Genomic DNA, 19,961 nt, shown 5'->3' with positions numbered 1-19,961 from the left:
TTTCTACAAAATCAAAACGATAGCTTGTAATTGCGCGCAGTTTATCAGCCCGCACGGGTTATTATCTGGCCGTCGGGCGTTGGTTTGACAATTTTGAACAGATATTCGCAATCGGATGCGGGTTAAATGCAGAAGGCCCCGGAGAAAAACGGCATTTGTGCTGTCGGACGGTCTTTAACGGAGGTTTTGTATGAAGTGGGGTGTGGTGTGTCTGCCGTTGATTCTGGCTGTGGGTGGTTGTGCGAGTGTTTCCGAAATCAATGAAACGCTGCCGACCATGAGCGTGATCTCCGGCAAGAAACCCCATGAATATGCCCAGTGTCTGGCCGATAAACTGGCAGACAGCCGCGGCGCGCTGCAAGTGCAGCCGCACAAGGACGGGGTTCGGGTCATCGTGCCGGGGAAACTTTCTACCGGTGCAGCCGCAGTGTTTGATATCGAAGATCGCTCCGGTGGCAGCAGCATCAAGTTGCATGAGCGCATGTCGAATGTGCCGGTTCGCCCGCGTGACGTGCAAAAGGCCGCCAATGCGTGTATTTCCGGCTGATAGACTGACAGTCATCAGCACCGATGCCGTCGCAGTCATGCTGTGACGGCATTTTCATTTCTGGAGTCGCGATGAAGCGAGAGCAAGTACGGGAGCGCCACGTAGAGGGCCTGATCTCTGCCACCCATGTTATCCAGAACCCGGCGAATCCGGGTGAGTGGATCGTGTTTTTCAAGAAGAGCGCCGGGCGCAGCTACTTTCTGGTCGACGATAACGACGAAGTCGAATCCTTCAACCGTCTCGACGATCTGATCGAAGTCGTTCGTGGACTCGGGATCAAGTTCGCCGAAATTCATATGTAAGGTCTATTTGCAGACCACGACAACGCTGCGGTTTTTGTAGTTGCCGACATCAACGCCCAGGGTTTTGTCGCTTTCCTTGGGCTGGGGTGTGCCGTCGGTGCCAACGATTCGGTAGCCAGTGCCCGCGCAGGAGGCATCGGCTTTTTCATAGCAGGTCGCCCAGGAATTCGCTTCGCCGGAGCAATCGATCGACAGCCCCTGTTCACCATTGTTCAGGTACGTAGGTTGGGAGGTGGCGCAACCGGCCAGTGCCAATACCGCGATCAGGGGCAGCCATTTTTTCAGATTCATGTTTGTGGTCTTCAGCGAGGGGGACTAGACGCTCTGACAGCGCCGGTGTGAAAAGGTTATAGCGTTTGGCCACTTGTTTGTAAGTGGGCACAAAAAAGCCCTGCGCAAGGGCAGGGCTTGGGGTGTCGCAGTCGATCAGTCCTGATCTTTGCCACGGCGCTTGGCCGATGCCGGAGTGTCGGTGAACACTGCCGCTACATCGGTCGCCATTTGTTCGCTGTCGAAAGGCCCGGCGATGTGTTCGCCATTGGTCGTGGTCAGCGTCCACTTGCCGTCTTTCTTGTCGATCACATACCCGTTGACGATTTTTACCGCAGCCATCTATCTGTCTCGTTCGCTGGTTCAAAGGCGCCATGATACCGGCAAATGCTCGCATTGGGGGGCGATGAGCGTATGGTGATTCAGTTTCTCGGCTGCTTTGAGCTACGCTGATCTGGCTGCGCCAGGATGTCGATGGAACTATCGGCGAGAATATTTCTCTATGTTGGCATCGGTTAGCCAGTGCGGGGCATTGTAAGGTGCACGCCGCCTGATTAGACTGCGCCGAAACTCGTACACACAGCCCTTTCAAGGACTTATATGATCAAGAAATGCTTGTTCCCAGCAGCCGGTTACGGTACTCGCTTCCTGCCAGCGACTAAAGCCATGCCTAAAGAAATGCTGCCGGTGGTAAACAAGCCACTGATCCAGTACGGCGTTGAAGAAGCTCTGGACGCTGGCCTGACGGAAATCTCCATCGTGACCGGTCGTGGCAAGCGTGCTCTGGAAGACCACTTCGACATCAGCTACGAGCTGGAAAACCAGATCAAAGGCACCGACAAAGAGAAATACCTGGTCGGTATCCGCAAACTGCTCGACTCGTGCTCGTTCTCCTACACCCGTCAAACCGAAATGAAAGGTCTGGGTCACGCGATCCTCACCGGTCGCCCACTGATCGGTGACGAACCGTTCGCCGTGGTGCTGGCGGACGACCTGTGCGTCAACCTCGAAGGCGACGGTGTACTGACCCAGATGGTCAAGCTGTACAAGCAGTTCCGTTGCTCGATCATCGCCATCCAGGAAGTCGATCCGCAGGAAACCAGCAAGTACGGCGTTATCGCCGGCGAGATGATCCGCGACGACATCTACCGCGTTCACAGCATGGTGGAGAAGCCAAAGCCGGAAGACGCGCCTTCGAACCTGGCAATCATCGGTCGTTACATCCTGACTCCGGACATCTTCGACCTGATCGAACAAACCGAGCCAGGCAAGGGCGGCGAAATCCAGATCACCGACGCCCTGATGAAACAAGCCCAGAACGGCTGCGTCATGGCTTACAAGTTCAAAGGCAAGCGTTTCGACTGCGGTGGTGCTGAAGGCTACATCGAAGCAACCAACTTCTGCTTCGAGAACTTCTACAAGACTGGCAAGGCTTATTAAGAGCGCTTGAATTGTCTGTAAAAAAAACCCGCTTCGGCGGGTTTTTTCATTTTGCGCCCCCATATGACTGGCAGCGCTTGCCCAATGGGTGGCTGCAGGTATGCTGATCCCCTGCCGAGGAGATAGAAATGGCCTACGATTTTGACCTTTATGTGATTGGTGCCGGTTCCGGCGGTGTGCGTGCTGCGCGTTTTGCGGCCGGTTTCGGCGCGAAAGTGGCGGTGGCGGAGAGCCGTTATCTGGGCGGGACCTGTGTTAACGTCGGCTGTGTGCCGAAAAAGCTGCTGGTGTACGGCGCGCATTTCGCCGAAGACTTTGAGCAGGCGTCCGGTTTTGGCTGGAGCCTGGGCGAAGCGAATTTCGACTGGGCGACGCTGATCGCCAACAAGGATCGTGAGATCAATCGCCTCAACGGCATCTATCGCAACCTGCTGGTCAACAGCGGCGTGACCTTGCATGAAGCGCACGCGAAGATCGTTGGCCCGCATGAAGTTGAAGTGAATGGTGAGCGTTTTACAGCGAAAAACATTCTGATCGCTACCGGCGGCTGGCCGCAGATTCCGGAGATTCCGGGGCGCGAACACGCCATCGGTTCCAATGAGGCGTTCTTCCTCAAGGAGCTGCCAAAGCGTGTGTTGGTGGTTGGCGGCGGTTACATTGCGGTCGAATTTGCCGGGATCTTCCACGGCCTTGGCGCGAACACCACGCTGCTGTATCGCGGCGATCTGTTCCTGCGCGGCTTCGATGGTTCGGTGCGCAAGCATTTGCAGGAAGAGCTGACCAAGCGTGGTCTGGACCTGCAGTTCAATGCCGACATCGCGCGTATCGACAAGCAGGCCGATGGCAGTTTGAAAGCCACCCTTAAAGATGGTCGTGAGCTGGAGGCGGATTGCGTGTTCTACGCCACGGGTCGACGCCCGATGCTCGACAATCTGGGCCTGGAAAATACCGATGTGCAACTCAATGACAAAGGCTTCATCAAAGTCGACGAGCAGTATCAGACCAGCGAGCCATCGATTCTGGCGCTGGGCGATGTCATTGGTCGTGTGCAACTGACGCCGGTGGCGCTGGCTGAAGGTATGGCTGTGGCGCGACGTCTGTTCAAGCCAGAGCAATACCGTCCGGTAGATTACAAGATGATCCCGACGGCGGTGTTCAGCCTGCCGAACATCGGCACGGTCGGTTTGACCGAAGAAGAAGCGCGCGAGGCTGGCCACGACGTGGTGATTTTCGAAAGCCGGTTCCGGCCGATGAAGTTGACCCTGACCGAGTGCCAGGAAAAAACCCTGATGAAACTGGTGGTCGACGGCAAGACTGACAAAGTCCTCGGCTGCCACATGGTCGGCCCGGACGCTGGTGAGATCGTCCAGGGCCTGGCGATTGCGTTGAAAGCTGGCGCAACCAAGCGTGATTTCGACGACACGATCGGGGTGCACCCGACGGCCGCCGAAGAATTCGTCACCATGCGTACGCCGGTCGGCGCTTAAGCGTCTTTCGGCTTGGCCGAGTCTGGCGCTGCCGTAACGGCAGCCGCCAGACGCTGGCTTTCTTCCAGGCTTGCCTGAGCCTTGTTCAATTCCTTTTCCAGTGACTGGTTGAGCAGCGCCTGCTCCTCGACGCTCTGCTTGAGTGTCTGGCTTTCCAGGGTGGCCACGCGCAGGCGTTCCTGGAGGAGGGTGCGTTCGCTGTCGACGCGGGTCGCTTGCTCGAGCAATTGGTCCTGACGCTGATTGCTCTGCTTGAGCTGATCCTGCAGCAGACTCAGTTCGCGCTGCGTGCCACGGTTTTCCGTGAGCAGGCGTTCGTTGTCGCGGTGCAGTTGCGTGATCTCGTCCTGACGAACCAGTGCGCTTTGCTGCGCCTGACGCAGTTCGGCCTGAATCTGTTGCACCTGCGCTTCGTGGCGGCTCTGTTCCTGCTCGCGCTGCTCTTTGCTGGCGTTGCGGTAGTGCTCCAGCGCGTCACGGGCATGCAGGTGTTTTTCTTCCAGCGAGCGGATCTGCTCGTCCTTGTCCTGCAAGCGCAACTCAAAGTCGGCTAATGCCTGATTCAGCCCGGCATTGCGGGTCTGCTCGGTCTGCAGCATCGAGCGTGTGTTGTTCAGCGCTTCGGATTCACGCGCCAGCGCAGCGCCTTGAATGTCGTGCTCGTGTTCGAGCTTTTCCAGTGCCTGACGCGTCTGTTGCAGCTCCGACTCCAGTGCTTCGCGCTGCTCCTCGAACTGCTCGCGGGCTTGCTCGATGGGCTCTTGCGCTTGTTCTTTGAGACGTTGGGCGAGCCTGGAGACGAGGGCGGTCAACTCGTCATCGATAGGCTCAGCCGAGGCTTCAACGAGCTGGGCGCCGTCATCCAGTTCTTTCAAATAGCGATGGATCGTGGTTTTCGAGCCGGTGTTGCCCATTTCAATGCGTACTGCATCGATGCTCGGGTGTTCGCCACGGGCGAGGATCGCTGTGCGCGCGATCTGCACCAGTGCTTTGGTAATGCCGCCACGGGCCATGTGAACTCCTACGGTTACGTACTGTGGTACATGCCACTAAAGTACGCAGTGTACCATCTCAAAAATAAAGATAAACCTTTGATATTGAACGCGCGGGATATACTGGTATTACCCAGTGTCAGGCGGCAAAATGCGCCTTTGCATTCCTGCATCAGTACGCCAGCGAGAAAACAGCCCATGAGCGATCTGGATCGCTATCTGCAAGCCGCCACCCGTGACAACACGCGCCGTAGCTATCGCGCGGCCATCGAGCATTTCGAAGTTAAGTGGGGCGGGTTCTTGCCGGCGACGGCCGACAGCGTCGCGCGGTATCTGGTGGCGCACGCCGAAGAGTTGTCGATAAACACGCTGAAGCTGCGTCTGTCGGCGCTGGCGCAGTGGCACAACAGCCAAGGGTTTGCCGACCCGACCAAGGCGCCGGTGGTGCGCAAGGTTTTCAAAGGGATTCGGGCTTTGCATCCAGCGCAGGAGAAACAGGCTGAGCCGTTGCAGTTGCAGGATTTGCAGCGCGTCATCGACTGGCTGGAGCATGAGGCGCAAACCGCAAAAGAGCAGCAGGATCGTCCGCTACTGCTCAAGGCTTATCGTGATCGCGCCTTGATTCTGCTGGGTTTCTGGCGCGGCTTCCGCAGCGATGAGCTGTGCCGCCTGCAAATCGAACATGTGCAAGCGCATGCCGGCAAAGGCATCACCTTGTATTTGCCGCGCAGCAAAGGCGATCGGGAAAACCTCGGGCAGACCTATCAAGCGCCGGCGCTGCTCAAGCTCTGCCCGGTGCAGGCCTACATCGACTGGATCACCGAAGCGGCGCTGGTACGCGGCCCGGTTTTCCGCAGCATCGACCGCTGGGGCAATCTGAACGAGGAGGGCCTGCACGCCAACAGCATCATTCCTTTGCTGCGCCAGGCGTTGCAGCGTGCCGGGATTGCCGCCGAAAACTACACCAGCCATTCCCTGCGTCGCGGCTTTGCCACTTGGGCACACCAAAGTGGCTGGGATCTGAAATCGTTGATGAGTTACGTCGGCTGGAAGGATATGAAGTCGGCGATGCGCTATGTTGAAGTCAGCCCATTCCAAGGGATGGCTCGGATTACGGATAACCCGGCTTCGTTGTAGATATCGTTTTCTTCTATTAATACAGTCGGCTAATAGCGAAAACAAATCAGCAGCATCAGGTTTGCCAATGAGCCATCCGTCGAGTGAGTGGGTAGGATTCACCCATCGAATTCACAACCCTGACGGAGAGTCATCAATGCCTATCATCAACAGCCAAGTTAAACCGTTCAAAGCTACCGCGTTCAAAAACGGCGACTTCGTTCAAGTCTCGGACGCTGACCTGAAAGGCAAGTGGTCGGTTGTATTCTTCTACCCAGCCGACTTCACCTTCGTTTGCCCAACCGAGCTGGAAGACCTGGCTGACAACTATGCTGCTTTCCAGAAATTGGGCGTAGAGATCTACAGCGTTTCCACCGATACCCACTTTGCCCACGCTGCCTGGCACAACACTTCGCCAGCCATTGGCAAAATCGAATACACCATGATCGGCGACCCGACCCACGTCATCTCCCGCAACTTCGACGTGCTGATCGAAGAAGCTGGTCTGGCTGACCGTGGCACCTTCGTGATCAACCCAGAAGGCCAGATCAAAATCGTTGAACTGAACGATGGCGGCGTTGGCCGTGACGCTTCCGAGCTGCTGCGCAAGATCAAGGCTGCTCAGTACGTTGCTGCTCACCCAGGCGAAGTTTGCCCAGCCAAGTGGAAAGAAGGCGAGGCCACTCTGGCACCGTCCCTGGACCTGGTCGGCAAGATCTAAGTCTGTGACACGCAACTCGGGGCGGATCTCCGCACCTACTTAAGTTAGCTGCACCGCCCCATAAAAATGCCCGGGCGAGATTCGCTCGGGCTTTTTTTCGCCTCAAATAAAGGAAATCGCCCGTATGTTGGACGCCAATCTTAAAGCCCAGTTGAAATCGTACCTGGAACGGGTCACCCAGCCGATCGAGATCGTTGCCTCCCTCGACGACGGTGCGAAATCCCGTGAAATGCTGGAACTGCTGAAAGACGTTGCCAGTCTTTCGAGCCAAATTACCCTGATCGACAGCGGTGACGATGCACGCAAGCCATCGTTCTCGATCAACCGCCCGGGCGCCGACATCAGTCTGCGTTTCGCCGGTATCCCGATGGGCCACGAGTTCACCTCGCTGGTGCTGGCCCTGCTGCAAGTCGGCGGCCACCCATCGAAAGCCAGTGTTGAAGTGATCGAGCAGATCCGCTCGCTCAAAGGCCAGTTCAGCTTCGAGACCTACTTCTCGCTGTCCTGCCAGAACTGCCCGGACGTGGTCCAGGCGCTGAACCTGATGGCTGTGCTCAACCCGAACATCCGCCACGTCGCCATCGACGGTGCGTTGTTCCAGGACGAAGTCAACGATCGCAAGATCATGGCCGTGCCGAGCATCTACCTCAACGGTGAGAACTTCGGTCAAGGCCGCATGGGCCTGGAAGAGATTCTGGCCAAACTCGACACCGGTGCCATCGAGCGTCAGGCTGAGAAAATCAGCGCCAAAGAGGCCTTTGATGTGTTGGTCGTCGGTGGTGGCCCGGCCGGTGCGTCGGCAGCGATTTACGCTGCACGTAAAGGTATCCGCACTGGCGTCGTTGCTGAGCGTTTCGGCGGCCAGGTGCTCGACACCATGGCCATCGAGAACTTCATTTCCGTACAGGAAACCGAAGGACCGAAACTGGCCACGGCGCTGGAAGAACACGTCAAGCAATACGACGTCGACATCATGAACCTGCAACGTGCCGACAAGCTGATTCCGGGCAAAAACGGCGAGCTGCACGAAGTCCGTTTCGCCAGCGGCGCGACCCTCAAAGCCAAGAGCGTGATTCTCGCGACCGGTGCGCGCTGGCGTGAAATGAACGTGCCGGGCGAGCAGGAATACCGCAACAAAGGCGTGGCGTACTGCCCGCACTGTGACGGTCCGCTGTTCAAAGGCAAGCGCGTGGCAGTGATCGGCGGCGGTAACTCCGGCGTTGAAGCGGCCATCGACCTGGCCGGCATTGTCTCGCACGTGACGCTGCTGGAGTTCGACGTACAACTGCGTGCCGACGCGGTATTGCAGCGCAAACTGCACAGCCTGCCGAACGTCACGGTGATCACCAGTGCGCAAACCACTGAAGTCACCGGCAATGGCGAGAAGGTCAACGGCCTGCGCTACAAGGATCGCAACACCGATGAGTTGCGTACCGTCGAGCTGGAAGGGATCTTCGTGCAGATCGGTCTGTTGCCGAACACTGACTGGCTGAAGGGCACCATCGAGTTGTCACCGCGTGGCGAGATCATCGTCGACAACCGGGGTGAAACGTCGATCCCGGGCATCTTCGCGGCCGGCGACGTGACCACCGTGCCGTACAAGCAGATCGTGATCGCGGTGGGCGAGGGCGCCAAGGCTTCGCTGAGTGCTTTTGATCACTTGATCCGCACTTCGGCTCCGGCGTAAGCGTCCAGCCAGAAATGAAAAAACCCGTGAGCGATCACGGGTTTTTTATTGCGCGTGAAAAGCTGCCCCTCACCCCAGCCCTCTCCCGAGGGAGAGGGAGCCGACCGAGGTGTCTGGCGTTTTCCATCGACCTGAATGACCGAGTCGATTATGGATTCGGTAAAGATCTTTCACGTCGGCGGAATTCTTGCTTATCCCCCAATCAGTTCCCTCTCCCTATGGGAGAGGGTTAGGGTGAGGGGCTTTTCAGCTTTTACAGCGGCGCAGGCTGAATGATCTCGACCCAGTAACCATCCGGATCCTTGATGAAAGCCAGGCTCTTCATGCGGCCATCGGTCAGGCGCTTCTGGAAGTCGCAGCCCAACTCTTCAAAGCGCGCACAGGCCGCGACGATATCCGGCACCGAAATGCAGATATGACCAAAACCACGCGGGTCGGTATTGCCGTTGTGATAGGCAAAATCCGCATCGTTTTCGGTGCCGTGGTTATGGGTCAGTTCGAGAATGCCCGGGATCGATTTCATCCACTCAGTGCGGGCAGCCGCGTCGGCCGGGATCTGCGCTTTGTCGACCAGTGCGAGGAAGTACAGGCTGAACTCGGCTTCCGGGAAATCGCGTTTCTCCACCAGCGAGAAGCCCAGGACGCGGGTGTAGAAGTCCAGGGATTTAGTGATGTCTTTGACGCGCAACATGGTGTGGTTGAAAACGAAGTTGCGGGTTGCGCTGTCTGGGGTGGCGGTGACGCCGGGGAACGTATTGAGTTCGTGCAGGCTCATGAGCCCTCCAATAACTATGGGCGAGTGAATGGACGCAATGATACGCATGCCTGTCGGCATCGCCAAATGAAAGGGCAGGCTTGCCCTGCGTGCGGGCGAGCCTCAGACTTTACGGCTCAATCTGCGAGTGCGTCCGGCAATGATCCGACTGTTTAAATCCGTGTTTGTTTTTTTTGTGTTGTCGCTTGTGGCGGTCTGCGCGTCAGCGGACGAACCAAGCATTACCTGGCCAGCCGGTTGGCAAGTCGAGGCGCTGCCCGAGGCGGCTGCACAGGTTTCCCGTCAGCGCGCGGTCAAGAACGACGCCGATGGCAATCAGGTGATGGTCATGGAATTGACCATGACTCATGTCGAAGCAGGGCATCAGGTCAATTTGCAGGGCGTGCTGCTGGAGATGCGCAAGTCGATACAGAAGGACTTCTTCCAGGGCGGTTACCAAAGTGTCTGCAACAAAGTGCATCCGGCGACGCTGGGTACTTTGCCGGCACTGGAAACCACTTGCACCATCACCGAAAACGGTCGGCATGTGTTGTCGCAAACCCTAGTGGCGGCAGTCGAGGCGGACAAGGCTTATGTTCTTTCCTACGCCGGGCAAGCTGAGATTTATAAGGCCAGCGCAGACGAGATAGTGGCGCTGAGAAACAGCTTGAAACTTTAAGGCGCTGTACTCTTCACGGAGGAGGTTAGATACCCGAACGGATTAAGCACAAAGTTTAATGGCGGCCTTGATCGCAACATCGCGCCGCAAAATGTTTAGCTTTCTGACTCAGCAACGTTACAGAAAACCCGCAACTTGTTCGATGAAATTCATTTCATTTGTTAGATATTGTCAACAAAAAAGCCCTGCGTCATGCAGGGCTTTTTTATTGGCGTTGGATTAACCGCGCAACCAGGAATCAACGGTGGCTGCACCGTATTGTTCCTTCCAGGCTTTCAGGCCACGGTGATTGCCGCCCTTGGTTTCGATCAGTTCACCGGTATGCGGATTCTGATAAACCTTGACCACGCGAGCGCGGCGGGTTTTAGGGGCTGCAGAAGTCTGCAAAGCGGATTTTGCCGGGTTCGGATCGAGGATGGCGACGATGTCCTTCAGGCCTTTGCCGTAGGTTTTCATCAGCCCCTGGAGCTTTTCTTCGAATTCGATTTCTTTCTTGAGCCCGGCATCGTTCTTCAGCGATTCCAGCTGTTTGAGCTGTTCCTGAAGGGCCTTTTCAGCTGCACGAAATTCAGCGAGTCTGGACAATATCTTTACTCCAATAGTGTGTTTGGCTGATACCAACCGCAAACAAAGCTAATAAGCCAAGAGCCTTGAAGCGACTCGGTGATAAATGGCTCACCTGCCAATCTTGCTCAGGTTGAAAAAATTGTAGTAGTTAATGCGCCAAGAGTAAATCCTGATGTTGTCCTCATGTAACAACAGCGGTCTTTTGTATCAATTTGGTGCGCCTGGCCGGTACGCTCGTCTTAATCTGGCTTAGTTAATGGTGAGTTAACGCGCTGATGAATTCCGCAGCCGGCATCGGTTTGCCGAACAGATACCCTTGCAGGAAGTTGACGTGATGTGCGGTCAGATAATCGGCTTGCGCCTGAGTTTCGACACCTTCGGCAACAATACCCAGATCAAGCTTGGCCGACAGGTCGATAATGGTATCGAGAATGTGTCGGGACAACGCATCGACACCGATCATGGCGACGAAACTCTGATCGATCTTGAGGAAATCCACATTGAATTTGCGCAAGTAGCCCAGGCTTGAGTGGCCGGTGCCGAAGTCGTCAATCGCGATCTTCACGCCCAGCGCGTGCAGTTGCTCGAACAGCTGGCGAGTGATGTCGGTCGGCTCGATCAATTCGCGCTCGGTCAACTCCAGCACCAGGTTGATGCTGTCGGCGGCGAACGCGGCGAGAAACGTTCGACAATCCTCCACCAGTTCCAGGTCTTTGCAATGGCTCGCGGTGATATTGATGCCGATATGAAATGGCGCGGTGAACGTTGCTGATAGCGGCCCCAGCAGCGCGGCAGTTTGTTGCATCAGGGCGCGGGTCATCGGCACGATCAACCCCGAATGCTCGGCGAATGGAATAAACAGATCCGGACGTACCAGGCCTTCTTTCGGGTGAGTCCAGCGCATCAACACTTCAGCTCCCGACCATGCCTTGCTGTCGCCATGCACCACGGGCTGGAAGTAGGGAATGAACTCGCCAGCCTCGAGCGCGCGAAGCATTTCGTGGCTCGGTGAAGTGGAGCGCTTCTGCAGGACATGGCCGATGGCCCCCGACACCACGCCAAAAAAGATCAGCAGACTGAACAGCGGCGGATATTCATCGACCATGTAGCGCCAGGTTTCGCCCTCGGGAAACCCGGCAGAAACACTGAACGCATAACGGGAGGAGGCCAAGGTGTTTTGCGCTATCGGCAGCGTGGGGAGGGGGCCGGTGTGGACTTTGCCGTCGGCCGACAGCCAGTTATCGCCCACTTGCAGCACCAGCAACATGTGCCGGCCGATCAAACGCAACATGTTGCTTAGATGGTAACCGTCCAGTGTCGTCAATGCGCCGCCGCGACCTTCGCTGAGCCGATAAACCAGCAGCGCGGTGTTGGGGGTGACCGGATTGCCGTTCATCAGCCACAACTTGCCCTGGTTGTAGTCGCCCGCGTTGACGGCTTCCTTGAAGTCGCCAAACAAAGAGCTGCAATAAAGGTTGTCGTCCCACACCAGATTGGTCGAGCGCACGAACGGGCGGCGGGTTACTTGCTCGCGCAAGGCGAGTTTGACGTTTTCGCAATTCTGACCGGCCAATGGCAGCAATTCGCGCGCCGCTTGCGCGGTGTTGTCGAGCATCAACTCGAACTGCTGCAGTGCCTCTTCGGCGGTCTGTTGTGAACCTTGCTCCAGCGTGCGTCCGGCCTGGATGTAAAGAATGGCGCTGCCCAGCAGCACCGGAAGCAAACCGCTGAGTAGTGTGACGAGAATGCGTGTGCTGCGTTTGCGGCGGGGTCTGACGGTCAACGGCATGGGCGCATCCTGTCGCGGGGGAGTGGGGCTCTCGAACGCAGGCCGGATAACGGCGCGCCGCTGAAAAGCATAGTGCAACAAAGCCCTTGCGCCGGGCGCAAAAAAGCGGATTTTATAGGGAGGGCAGACAAGCCTATTTACGCTGTGTAGAATCGGGTTACGCATACAATAATAATCGTCTTCTGGCAGCAGAAGCCTCGCCCGCAAGAGCCTTGGGTCGACAATGAAGATATTCGGGTTTCAACTGATCTACGGTGACTTCCTCGCCCGCAGTGTGCGTGGCATCTCCTGCGCGCCACCCACCGACCTCGCATGACTGACAAATAACCCTGGTTAATTGATAAGAAATGATGAGGCGCCACCATGGCAGATTTATACGAAAACCCAATGGGCCTGATGGGCTTTGAATTCATTGAACTCGCATCGCCGGTGCCGGGCACCCTGGAGCCGATCTTCGAGATCATGGGCTTCACCAAAGTCGCGACCCACCGCTCCAAGAACGTGCACCTGTACCGTCAGGGCGCGATCAACCTGATCCTCAACAACGAACCGAACAGCGTGGCGTCGTACTTCGCCGCCGAACACGGCCCATCCGTGTGCGGCATGGCATTCCGCGTCAAGGATTCGCAAAAAGCCTACAACCGCGCACTGGAACTCGGCGCTCAGCCGATTCATATCGAAACCGGTCCGATGGAGCTGAACCTGCCGGCGATCAAAGGCATTGGCGGCGCGCCGTTGTACCTGATCGACCGTTTCGGCGAAGGCAGCTCGATCTATGACATCGACTTCGTGTTCCTCGAAGGCGTTGATCGCAACCCGGTCGGTGCCGGCCTGAAGATCATCGACCACCTGACCCACAACGTCTATCGCGGTCGCATGGCCTACTGGGCGAACTTCTACGAGAAGCTGTTCAACTTCCGCGAGATCCGTTACTTCGACATCAAGGGCGAGTACACCGGCCTGACCTCGAAAGCGATGACCGCACCGGACGGCATGATCCGCATCCCGCTGAACGAAGAATCGTCCAAAGGCGCGGGCCAGATCGAAGAGTTCCTGATGCAGTTCAACGGTGAGGGCATCCAGCACGTTGCGTTCCTCACCGATGACCTGATCAATACCTGGGATCAATTAAAGAAGATCGGCATGCGCTTCATGACCGCGCCGCCAGATACTTACTACGAAATGCTCGAAGGTCGCCTGCCGAACCACGGCGAGCCGGTTGATCAACTGCAATCGCGCGGCATCCTGCTCGACGGCGCCTCGGAGCAGGGCGACAAGCGCCTGCTCCTGCAGATCTTTTCGGAAACCCTGATGGGCCCGGTGTTCTTCGAATTCATCCAGCGCAAAGGCGATGATGGTTTCGGCGAAGGCAACTTCAAGGCCCTGTTCGAGTCGATCGAGCGCGATCAGGTGCGTCGTGGTGTGCTTGCTACCGAGTAATCGGCCACTGAAATGAAAAAATCCCGGCCTGCTGAAATGCAGAGCCGGGATTTTTTTGTAGATCAAAAGATCGTAGCGTTCGCTTTTAAGGACGGCGTTGGCGCATCAGGTGTTTGAAGCCTTCGAAGACCAGCACCACAACGGCCAGCCAGATCGGAATATACGTCAGCCACTCCCCGGACTTGATGCTTTCGCCGAGCAGCAACGCCACCCCTAGCAACAACACCGGCTCAACATAACTCAACAAGCCAAACAGACTGAACGGCAGCAAACGGCTGGCAATGATGTACACCACCAGTGCCGACGCACTGATCAAACCCAGCAACGGAATCAGCCACATCAGCCCCGGGTACTGATCGAACACGCCGAAGCCTTGCTCGCCACCCTGCACAAACCACCAGGCGACCGGCAGCATCAGGGTCATGTCGACCCACAACCCGCCCAGATTGTCGGTCTTCAGGTATTTACGCAGCACGAAGTAAAGCGGATAGCCGACGACCACCACCAACGTCGCCCAGGAAAACCCGCCGACCTGATATAGCTCGTTCAACACGCCCAGGGTGGCGAAGAACACCGCAACCTTTTGCAAATACGACAGGCTGTCACCGAAGGCAATCCGCCCGGTCAGCACCATCGCCAGTGGCAGCAGGAAGTAGCCCAGCGAAACATCGAGGCTGTAGCCGTTGAGCGGCGCCCACATGAACAGCCACAATTGCACACCGAGCAGGGCAGCTGAAACGATCAGGCCTGCGATCAATTTCGGCTTTGCCGCCATCAACCGCATCAGCTCCAGCACCCGCCGCCATTCCCCGGACACCAGCATGAACACGGTCATGCACGGCACCGTCAGGAGCATCCGCCAGCCAAAGATCTCCACGCCGCTCAACGGTGTGAGCAACGAGGTGTAGTAATACATGACGGCAAACAGCACCGAGGCTGAAACCGATAGAGCGATACCTTTAGACAAACTGTCCTCGCGGGTTGATGGTCAAACGGGGCGCGAAGGATACGTGGTTTTTGTGCTGAATATTGGGCAGATGCTCAATATTCTTCACACATATACCGTCTAGACGTTGCCGCACACTGCGATCTTTTGGTCTTGCCTTTAAAAGTCGAAGATCGCAGCCTGCGGCCATTCCTCCACAAGCGTAGTCAGTGCCAGGAAAACATTACTGAGCAACCTTCAACGGATTACCGAAGCGCTTGAGGTACATCTCGCCGAACTTGTAAGAGGCGTAATCGGTGACGTGACCAATATCACGATAGACCGGCAAGCCATCGACGGTGGTCATACACGCGTCGTCTTTGCATTGCACGATTTTCGGGTCAATGACGATCAAACCGGGATATTCAGCCTTCAGGTCATTGAAGAGTTTTTCCAGCACCGGCTCTTTGGCACCTGACCATGGCGCTGTGGCGCAGATACTGCTTTGCTCGGCACTGCCCATCAAGCCGCGCAACTTGACCTGTTGCAGCAGGCAGGTGTTGATCCCGGCAGGCATGGGCAGCGTGTTTTCCAGAAGGACCGGCGTAGCGCCTGACTCGACAATCTTGTCCAGCGCCTTGCGGATCGCGGTGCCGAGGCGTTGTTGCGACAGTTCCGGGCTGCGCGGGTCGTCCCGTCTGGTGACGATGTCGTCGTCGAGATAGGCCTCCCAGAACTGACCCACGATCACATACTTGAAATGCTGCTTCGCAATCATCTCGTAATAGCGTTGAGTGGCGTTATGGCATTTTTGATACAGCCCGTTCGTGTATTTACTCTCGTCATAGAGGTAGATCCCGGGCAAGGCCAGGCACGCCGGGTAGCCCTGTGTGAGGACGGCAAGGTTGGCATCCCTGGCCAGTGTTTCAACGAAACCCCAGTAATGATTCGAAAACGAATCGCCCATCAGCAATATTTGCGGCGCGGCCTGCACGGCGCCTGATATGCAGCCAGGATCGGCGCCATCGCTGACGCCCAGGCATCCTTCCCGATTGGCTGGAACAGAGGCTTTCAAGCCATTGAACACCTCGTTATAGCCTTGGTTGAAACGGTCGGGCCAGCCTTCATGCCTGATGCTGGCAGCGTGGAGCAGCGACAGACCGATAGCCGGTACGATCATCAGCACGACCAGCGTTTTGGCAAAGCCGAGCCTGGCCTTTCGAAACCGGTTTTCGACCAGCACATAGCAGAGCCAGGCCATAACGAACGTCGAAACAAAGTAAAAGATGGTCATCGGCAGGGTGAGGGCGATGCCCATGTAACTCATCACCGCCAGTATCGGCCAGTGCCACAAATACAAGGAGTACGAGAGCGTGCCGATAAACACCAGCGGTTTGAAGGCCAGCAGTTTCGAGGTGATGCTCGCATCACCAATACCCTGAAACAACAACGCTGCAGTGGCCAGGCACACGGCAATGGCGTGGTACTGCGGGAAGCCCGGCAGGATATCGTCGAGGGTGGCGCAATAGATAATGGTGACAAGCGCAAGTGCACAGACCAGAGAGGCGCTCAGGCGATTGAGCCTGAACTTGCCTGTGCCGAAGATGACTGCGCAGGAGCCAATCATCAATTCGAAAATTCGCGCGGTGAAGAAGTAGTAATTTTTTTCTGGATTGGTGTAAGACAGGTACAGCGCGAGCGCCATTGCCGCCAGGGTCAAACTGAGCACCGCCGCTTTGAAAACGCTTTTTGCAAGATAGCGGTTAAGCAACCAGAGGCCCAGCGGCAGGGCCAGATACCACTGCCATTCGATGGCCAGTGACCAGGTGTGCAGCAGTGGCAGGCTCGCCGTATCCGGCGTGGCGTAACCCGTTGTCACTTTGGAAAAGTATTGGTTGGAGATGATTAACGACGTGTACTTTTCGCTTTTGAGAAAATCGACATAGTCATCGGGCAAATACAGCAGCGTGCTGACTATCAGCGTTACGACCAGCAACGCAATCACGGCCGGTTGCAAGCGCCAGATTCGACGCGTGTAGAACCCCGAGAAAGTGAACGTGCCGTTGTTCAGCGATTTCATGATGATCGCGGTCGTCAGATACCCCGAGATCACGAAGAAGATATCGACGCCAATAAAACCGGACGGAAAAAACGTCAGACCACCGTGAAAAATCAATACCAACAACACCGCGATTGCGCGCAGTCCGTCAATATCCGCACGGTATTCAATCGATGGTTTGCGCTTGCCGGTAGTGGCGTTTACTTGCGACGAAGAGGGATCGCGCAGTTTATCGCCTGGCAGTTTGAACAGCAGACTGCGCAAAAGCTTGCTGGAAACCGCAATGGGGCGATTGGGCATTTATCAGTCCTTGGTTATTTCTGAACGATCAATCAACTCATTCCGTTTGATCGCGCTTTGACCGCTGAAAAAACAGCCGAGGGTGTCGGCTGTCGAAGGGAGGCGGGCAAACTCAAGCCTGGTTTGGTTTACGCCCCGACACAAAATGACTCACATCGTTGAATCCAGGTGTCGATGAGTGCCCTGGCGTGACCAGCGAATCGATAAATGCCTCATCTTCAGCGCTGATCTTCACGGCCTGCGCCTTGGTGTACGCATCCCATTGCTGCTCCGTCCGCGGGCCGACGATCGCCGACGTCACGGCACTGTTGTTCAACACCCAAGCGATCGCAAACTCCACAGTTCCGACGCCGCGCTGCTCGGTGTACTGCTGAATCTGTTGGGCAATACGCAGCGACTCGACGCGCCATTCGGTTTCCAGAATGCGCTTGTCCTGACGTCCGGCGCGGCTGTTGGCGTCCGGTTTGGCGTCCGGTGCGTATTTGCCGCTCAGCACGCCCCGGGCCAGCGGACTGTAAGGCACCACACCAAGGCCATAGCTTTGCGCTGCTGTGATCTGCTCGGTCTCGGCCTGACGGTTGACGATGTTGTACAGCGGCTGGCTGATCACCGGGCGGTCAACACCGAGTTTATCGGCGATACGAATCACCTCGGCGATCCGCCAGCCGCGATAGTTGGACAAGCCCCAGTAGCGAATCTTGCCCTGACGGATCAGATCGCCAATCGCCGACACGCTGACTTCAAGCGGTGTGTTGTGGTCTTCACGGTGCAGGTAATAAATGTCGAGATAGTCGGTGCCGAGCCGGGTCAGGCTGGCATCGATGCCATTGAAGATATGTTTGCGGCTCAAGCCGCTGCGGTTTGGCACGCCGTCCACCGGGCCGAAACCGACCTTGGTCGCCAGCACCCATTCATGCCGATGCCGGGCAATTGCTTCACCGACGATCTCTTCGGAGCGGCCGTTGGTGTAGACATCGGCGGTGTCGATGAAATTGATCCCCTGATCCCAGGCCTTGTCGATGATGCGCAGCGAATCCTCTGCGCTGGTCTGCTCGCCAAACATCATCGTGCCGAGGGTGAGGGTGGACACCTGTAACCCTGAGTGCCCGAGAGTGCGAAAGCTCATGCCGAAATCCTTTTGTCGGTGGGAAAGGGTTAATCAAATACCAGAAGCGTGCAATGCGGCAAAGTGAATTATTGGCTAAACGCAGCCCTCACCCTAACCCTCTCCCGGAGGGAGAGGGGACCGACCGAGGTGTTTCAAAGAGGTACACCGACATGCAATACCGAGTCGAATTCAGATCCTGAATAGCCCGGCAATCGGCTCCCTTTCCCCCTCGCCCCCCTGGGGGAGAGGGCTGGGGTGAGGGGGCAAAGGTCTCCAGAACACTACAAAAACCAAGCCGAACCCCCAATAAAAAACGACCCTGAAAAGGGCCGTTCTTCCGTGCATCAAAAACTCAAGCCCGCAACGTCCGCGTCATGCGCAACGCCAGTAGACTCCCGCCCACAATTATACCCGCCAGCAAATACAACGCCGCATCCGTCGAACCCGTGCTGTCCTTGACCCAACCCACCAGATACGGACTGAGAAACCCAGCCATCTGCCCCATCGAGTTGATCAACGCCAAACCACCAGCCGCAGCGCCCGCGCTCAACATCGCCGTCGGCACCGGCCAGAACATCGGCAGACCCGTCAACGCGCCCATGGTGGCAATGGTCAGACCGAGAATCGCAATCGCCGGATTAGCCGCAAAATTCACCGCAATCACCAGACCGATCGCGCCCATCAGCATCGGCACCACCAAATGCCAGCGACGTTCTTTACGAAGGTCCGCCGAGCGCCCGACCACCAGCATGAACACCGCCGCCAGCAGATAAGGAATCGCACTCAGCCAGCCAATCACCAGGTTATCGCTGAAGCCAAGGTTCTTGATAATCGACGGCAACCAGAAGTTGATCGCGTACACGCCGCTCTGGATGCAGAAGTAGATCAGGCCAAATGCCCAGATCGCCGGCTTCTTGAACACCGCCAGCAGCGAGTCGGAGGTGGTTTTCGGTTTGTTCGCCAAATCTTCGGCCTGATCCGCTTCCAGCACTGCACGCTCATGCGGGCTCAGCCACTTGGCGTTGGCGAAGCTGTCGCTCAGCAGGAACCAGGCGAGGGCGCCGAGGATTACCGTTGGAATGCCTTGCAGCAAGAACATCCACTGCCAACCGGCCAGACCGCCCTGGCCTGCAGCAAAGTGATTGAGGATCCAGCCCGAGAAAGGGCTACCGAGCAAACCGGACACCGGGATCGCCGACATGAACAGCGCCATGATCCGGCCACGGCGGAAGGTCGGAAACCACTGCGAGAGGTACAGCACGACGCCCGGGAAGAACCCGGCTTCAGCCGCACCGGTGAACAGGCGCAGGGTGTAGAACTCGGTCGGGGTGGTGACGAACAACAGGCAGGTCGACAGCGTGCCCCAGGTGATCATCATCAGCGCGATCCAGCGCCGTGGGCCGAATCTGGTCAACGCCAGATTGCTCGGCACGCCGCACAGCACGTAGCCGATGAAGAAGATACCGGCACCGAGGCCGTACACGGTTTCGCTGAATTTCAGGGCATCAAGCATCTGCAATTTGGCAAATCCAACGTTGACCCGGTCGAGGTAGTTGAACAAGTAGCAGATGAAAATGAAGGGGATCAAACGCAGGGTGATGCGTTTATAAACGGCGTTTTTACCGTCATCGATGGTCTGGGTAGCTGCGGCGCTCTGCGACATAGCGGCTCTCTCTTTATTATGATTTTTTGCGATGCAAAGGGTAACGTTGATCGCCCCGAGAGTCTCGGTCACCTTTGGCTGGATTGTCTTTGTGCCTGCGCACAGGGTTTACCGT

The 19,961-nt window shown here is 56.8% G+C and carries 19 protein-coding genes; 9 read left to right on the top strand and 10 right to left on the bottom strand.

Annotated features, from left to right (window positions below; genetic code table 11):
* The first annotated feature begins 190 nt into the window (after positions 1–190).
* Positions 191–547: a hypothetical protein gene (locus tag AC0ZWN_RS07525; protein ID WP_093431070.1), complete on the top strand. Its 357-nt coding sequence runs from the start codon at positions 191–193 to the stop codon at positions 545–547.
* 71 nt (positions 548–618) lie between these two features.
* Positions 619–849, top strand: a complete 231-nt coding sequence (locus AC0ZWN_RS07520) for a hypothetical protein (protein ID WP_008082673.1) — start codon at positions 619–621, stop codon at positions 847–849.
* A 3-nt stretch (positions 850–852) separates the two neighbouring features.
* Here the strand turns inward: AC0ZWN_RS07520 and AC0ZWN_RS07515 are convergent, their stop codons facing one another.
* Positions 853–1,140, bottom strand: coding sequence for a hypothetical protein (locus tag AC0ZWN_RS07515; RefSeq protein ID WP_093431076.1), 288 nt, complete (start codon positions 1,138–1,140; stop codon positions 853–855).
* A 135-nt stretch (positions 1,141–1,275) separates the two neighbouring features.
* Positions 1,276–1,461 (bottom strand): hypothetical protein, encoded by a 186-nt coding sequence (locus tag AC0ZWN_RS07510; RefSeq protein WP_090283267.1) that lies wholly within the window; start codon positions 1,459–1,461, stop codon positions 1,276–1,278.
* Between the two features lie 258 nt (positions 1,462–1,719).
* Here AC0ZWN_RS07510 and galU point away from each other — a divergent pair, with 258 nt between their 5' ends.
* Together galU and gorA are read left to right on the top strand one after the other, a co-directional pair.
* Positions 1,720–2,559, top strand: coding sequence for a UTP--glucose-1-phosphate uridylyltransferase GalU (gene galU / locus AC0ZWN_RS07505; protein ID WP_093431079.1), 840 nt, complete (start codon positions 1,720–1,722; stop codon positions 2,557–2,559).
* A 128-nt stretch (positions 2,560–2,687) separates the two neighbouring features.
* On the top strand, positions 2,688–4,046 hold the full coding sequence (gorA, locus tag AC0ZWN_RS07500; RefSeq protein ID WP_476334587.1) for a glutathione-disulfide reductase: 1,359 nt from the start codon (positions 2,688–2,690) through the stop codon (positions 4,044–4,046).
* On the opposite strand, the gene AC0ZWN_RS07495 is transcribed toward gorA, so the two are convergent.
* Positions 4,043–5,059 (bottom strand): DNA-binding protein, encoded by a 1,017-nt coding sequence (locus tag AC0ZWN_RS07495; RefSeq protein WP_476334586.1) that lies wholly within the window; start codon positions 5,057–5,059, stop codon positions 4,043–4,045. The two genes, gorA and AC0ZWN_RS07495, sit on opposite strands and share 4 nt — an antisense overlap.
* Positions 5,060–5,236: 177 nt before the next feature.
* On the opposite strand from AC0ZWN_RS07495, the gene AC0ZWN_RS07490 reads away from it, so the two are divergent.
* The 3 genes from AC0ZWN_RS07490 to ahpF all read left to right on the top strand — a co-directional run bounded on the left by AC0ZWN_RS07490 (position 5,237) and on the right by ahpF (position 8,562).
* Positions 5,237–6,175, top strand: a complete 939-nt coding sequence (locus AC0ZWN_RS07490) for a site-specific integrase (protein WP_476334585.1) — start codon at positions 5,237–5,239, stop codon at positions 6,173–6,175.
* Between the two features lie 136 nt (positions 6,176–6,311).
* Complete coding sequence (gene ahpC / locus AC0ZWN_RS07485) at positions 6,312–6,875, top strand: alkyl hydroperoxide reductase subunit C (RefSeq protein WP_003224621.1); 564 nt, start codon at positions 6,312–6,314, stop codon at positions 6,873–6,875.
* A 124-nt stretch (positions 6,876–6,999) separates the two neighbouring features.
* Positions 7,000–8,562 (top strand): alkyl hydroperoxide reductase subunit F, encoded by a 1,563-nt coding sequence (gene ahpF, locus AC0ZWN_RS07480; RefSeq protein ID WP_093431092.1) that lies wholly within the window; start codon positions 7,000–7,002, stop codon positions 8,560–8,562.
* A 253-nt stretch (positions 8,563–8,815) separates the two neighbouring features.
* On the opposite strand, the gene gloA is transcribed toward ahpF, so the two are convergent.
* Positions 8,816–9,337 carry a lactoylglutathione lyase gene (gene gloA / locus AC0ZWN_RS07475; RefSeq protein WP_007963339.1) on the bottom strand — a complete coding sequence of 174 codons (522 nt, stop codon included), beginning with the start codon at positions 9,335–9,337 and terminating at the stop codon, positions 8,816–8,818.
* A gap of 139 nt (positions 9,338–9,476) precedes the next feature.
* Here gloA and AC0ZWN_RS07470 point away from each other — a divergent pair, with 139 nt between their 5' ends.
* Entirely contained in the window at positions 9,477–9,995 is a 519-nt protein-coding gene (locus AC0ZWN_RS07470; RefSeq protein WP_476334583.1) for a DUF4946 domain-containing protein, read from the top strand.
* Positions 9,996–10,214: 219 nt separating this feature from the next.
* Here the strand turns inward: AC0ZWN_RS07470 and AC0ZWN_RS07465 are convergent, their stop codons facing one another.
* Both AC0ZWN_RS07465 and AC0ZWN_RS07460 read right to left on the bottom strand, forming a co-directional pair.
* Positions 10,215–10,580 (bottom strand): histone-like nucleoid-structuring protein, MvaT/MvaU family, encoded by a 366-nt coding sequence (locus tag AC0ZWN_RS07465; RefSeq protein ID WP_093431101.1) that lies wholly within the window; start codon positions 10,578–10,580, stop codon positions 10,215–10,217.
* A 235-nt stretch (positions 10,581–10,815) separates the two neighbouring features.
* The gene (locus tag AC0ZWN_RS07460; RefSeq protein ID WP_476334582.1) at positions 10,816–12,351 is read right to left on the bottom strand and encodes an EAL domain-containing protein; all 1,536 of its coding nucleotides are present in this window, start codon (positions 12,349–12,351) and stop codon (positions 10,816–10,818) included.
* Between the two features lie 363 nt (positions 12,352–12,714).
* Here AC0ZWN_RS07460 and hppD point away from each other — a divergent pair, with 363 nt between their 5' ends.
* Positions 12,715–13,791, top strand: a complete 1,077-nt coding sequence (gene hppD / locus AC0ZWN_RS07455; RefSeq protein ID WP_476334581.1) for a 4-hydroxyphenylpyruvate dioxygenase — start codon at positions 12,715–12,717, stop codon at positions 13,789–13,791.
* Between the two features lie 85 nt (positions 13,792–13,876).
* Here the strand turns inward: hppD and rarD are convergent, their stop codons facing one another.
* The 4 genes from rarD to AC0ZWN_RS07435 all read right to left on the bottom strand — a co-directional run bounded on the left by rarD (position 13,877) and on the right by AC0ZWN_RS07435 (position 19,846).
* Positions 13,877–14,758: an EamA family transporter RarD gene (gene rarD / locus AC0ZWN_RS07450; protein WP_476334580.1), complete on the bottom strand. Its 882-nt coding sequence runs from the start codon at positions 14,756–14,758 to the stop codon at positions 13,877–13,879.
* 202 nt (positions 14,759–14,960) lie between these two features.
* Positions 14,961–17,075 carry an acyltransferase family protein gene (locus AC0ZWN_RS07445; protein WP_476334579.1) on the bottom strand — a complete coding sequence of 705 codons (2,115 nt, stop codon included), beginning with the start codon at positions 17,073–17,075 and terminating at the stop codon, positions 14,961–14,963.
* Between the two features lie 112 nt (positions 17,076–17,187).
* Positions 17,188–18,201 (bottom strand): aldo/keto reductase, encoded by a 1,014-nt coding sequence (locus AC0ZWN_RS07440; protein WP_476334577.1) that lies wholly within the window; start codon positions 18,199–18,201, stop codon positions 17,188–17,190.
* Positions 18,202–18,535: 334 nt separating this feature from the next.
* Positions 18,536–19,846 (bottom strand): MFS transporter, encoded by a 1,311-nt coding sequence (locus AC0ZWN_RS07435; RefSeq protein WP_476334576.1) that lies wholly within the window; start codon positions 19,844–19,846, stop codon positions 18,536–18,538.
* Positions 19,847–19,961 lie beyond the last annotated feature (115 nt).

The organism is Pseudomonas sp. 3B-A001-10F (assembly GCF_056313565.1).
The sequence above is the reverse complement of the archived record's forward strand: the minus strand, read 5'-3'. Positions and strand labels throughout refer to the sequence as shown.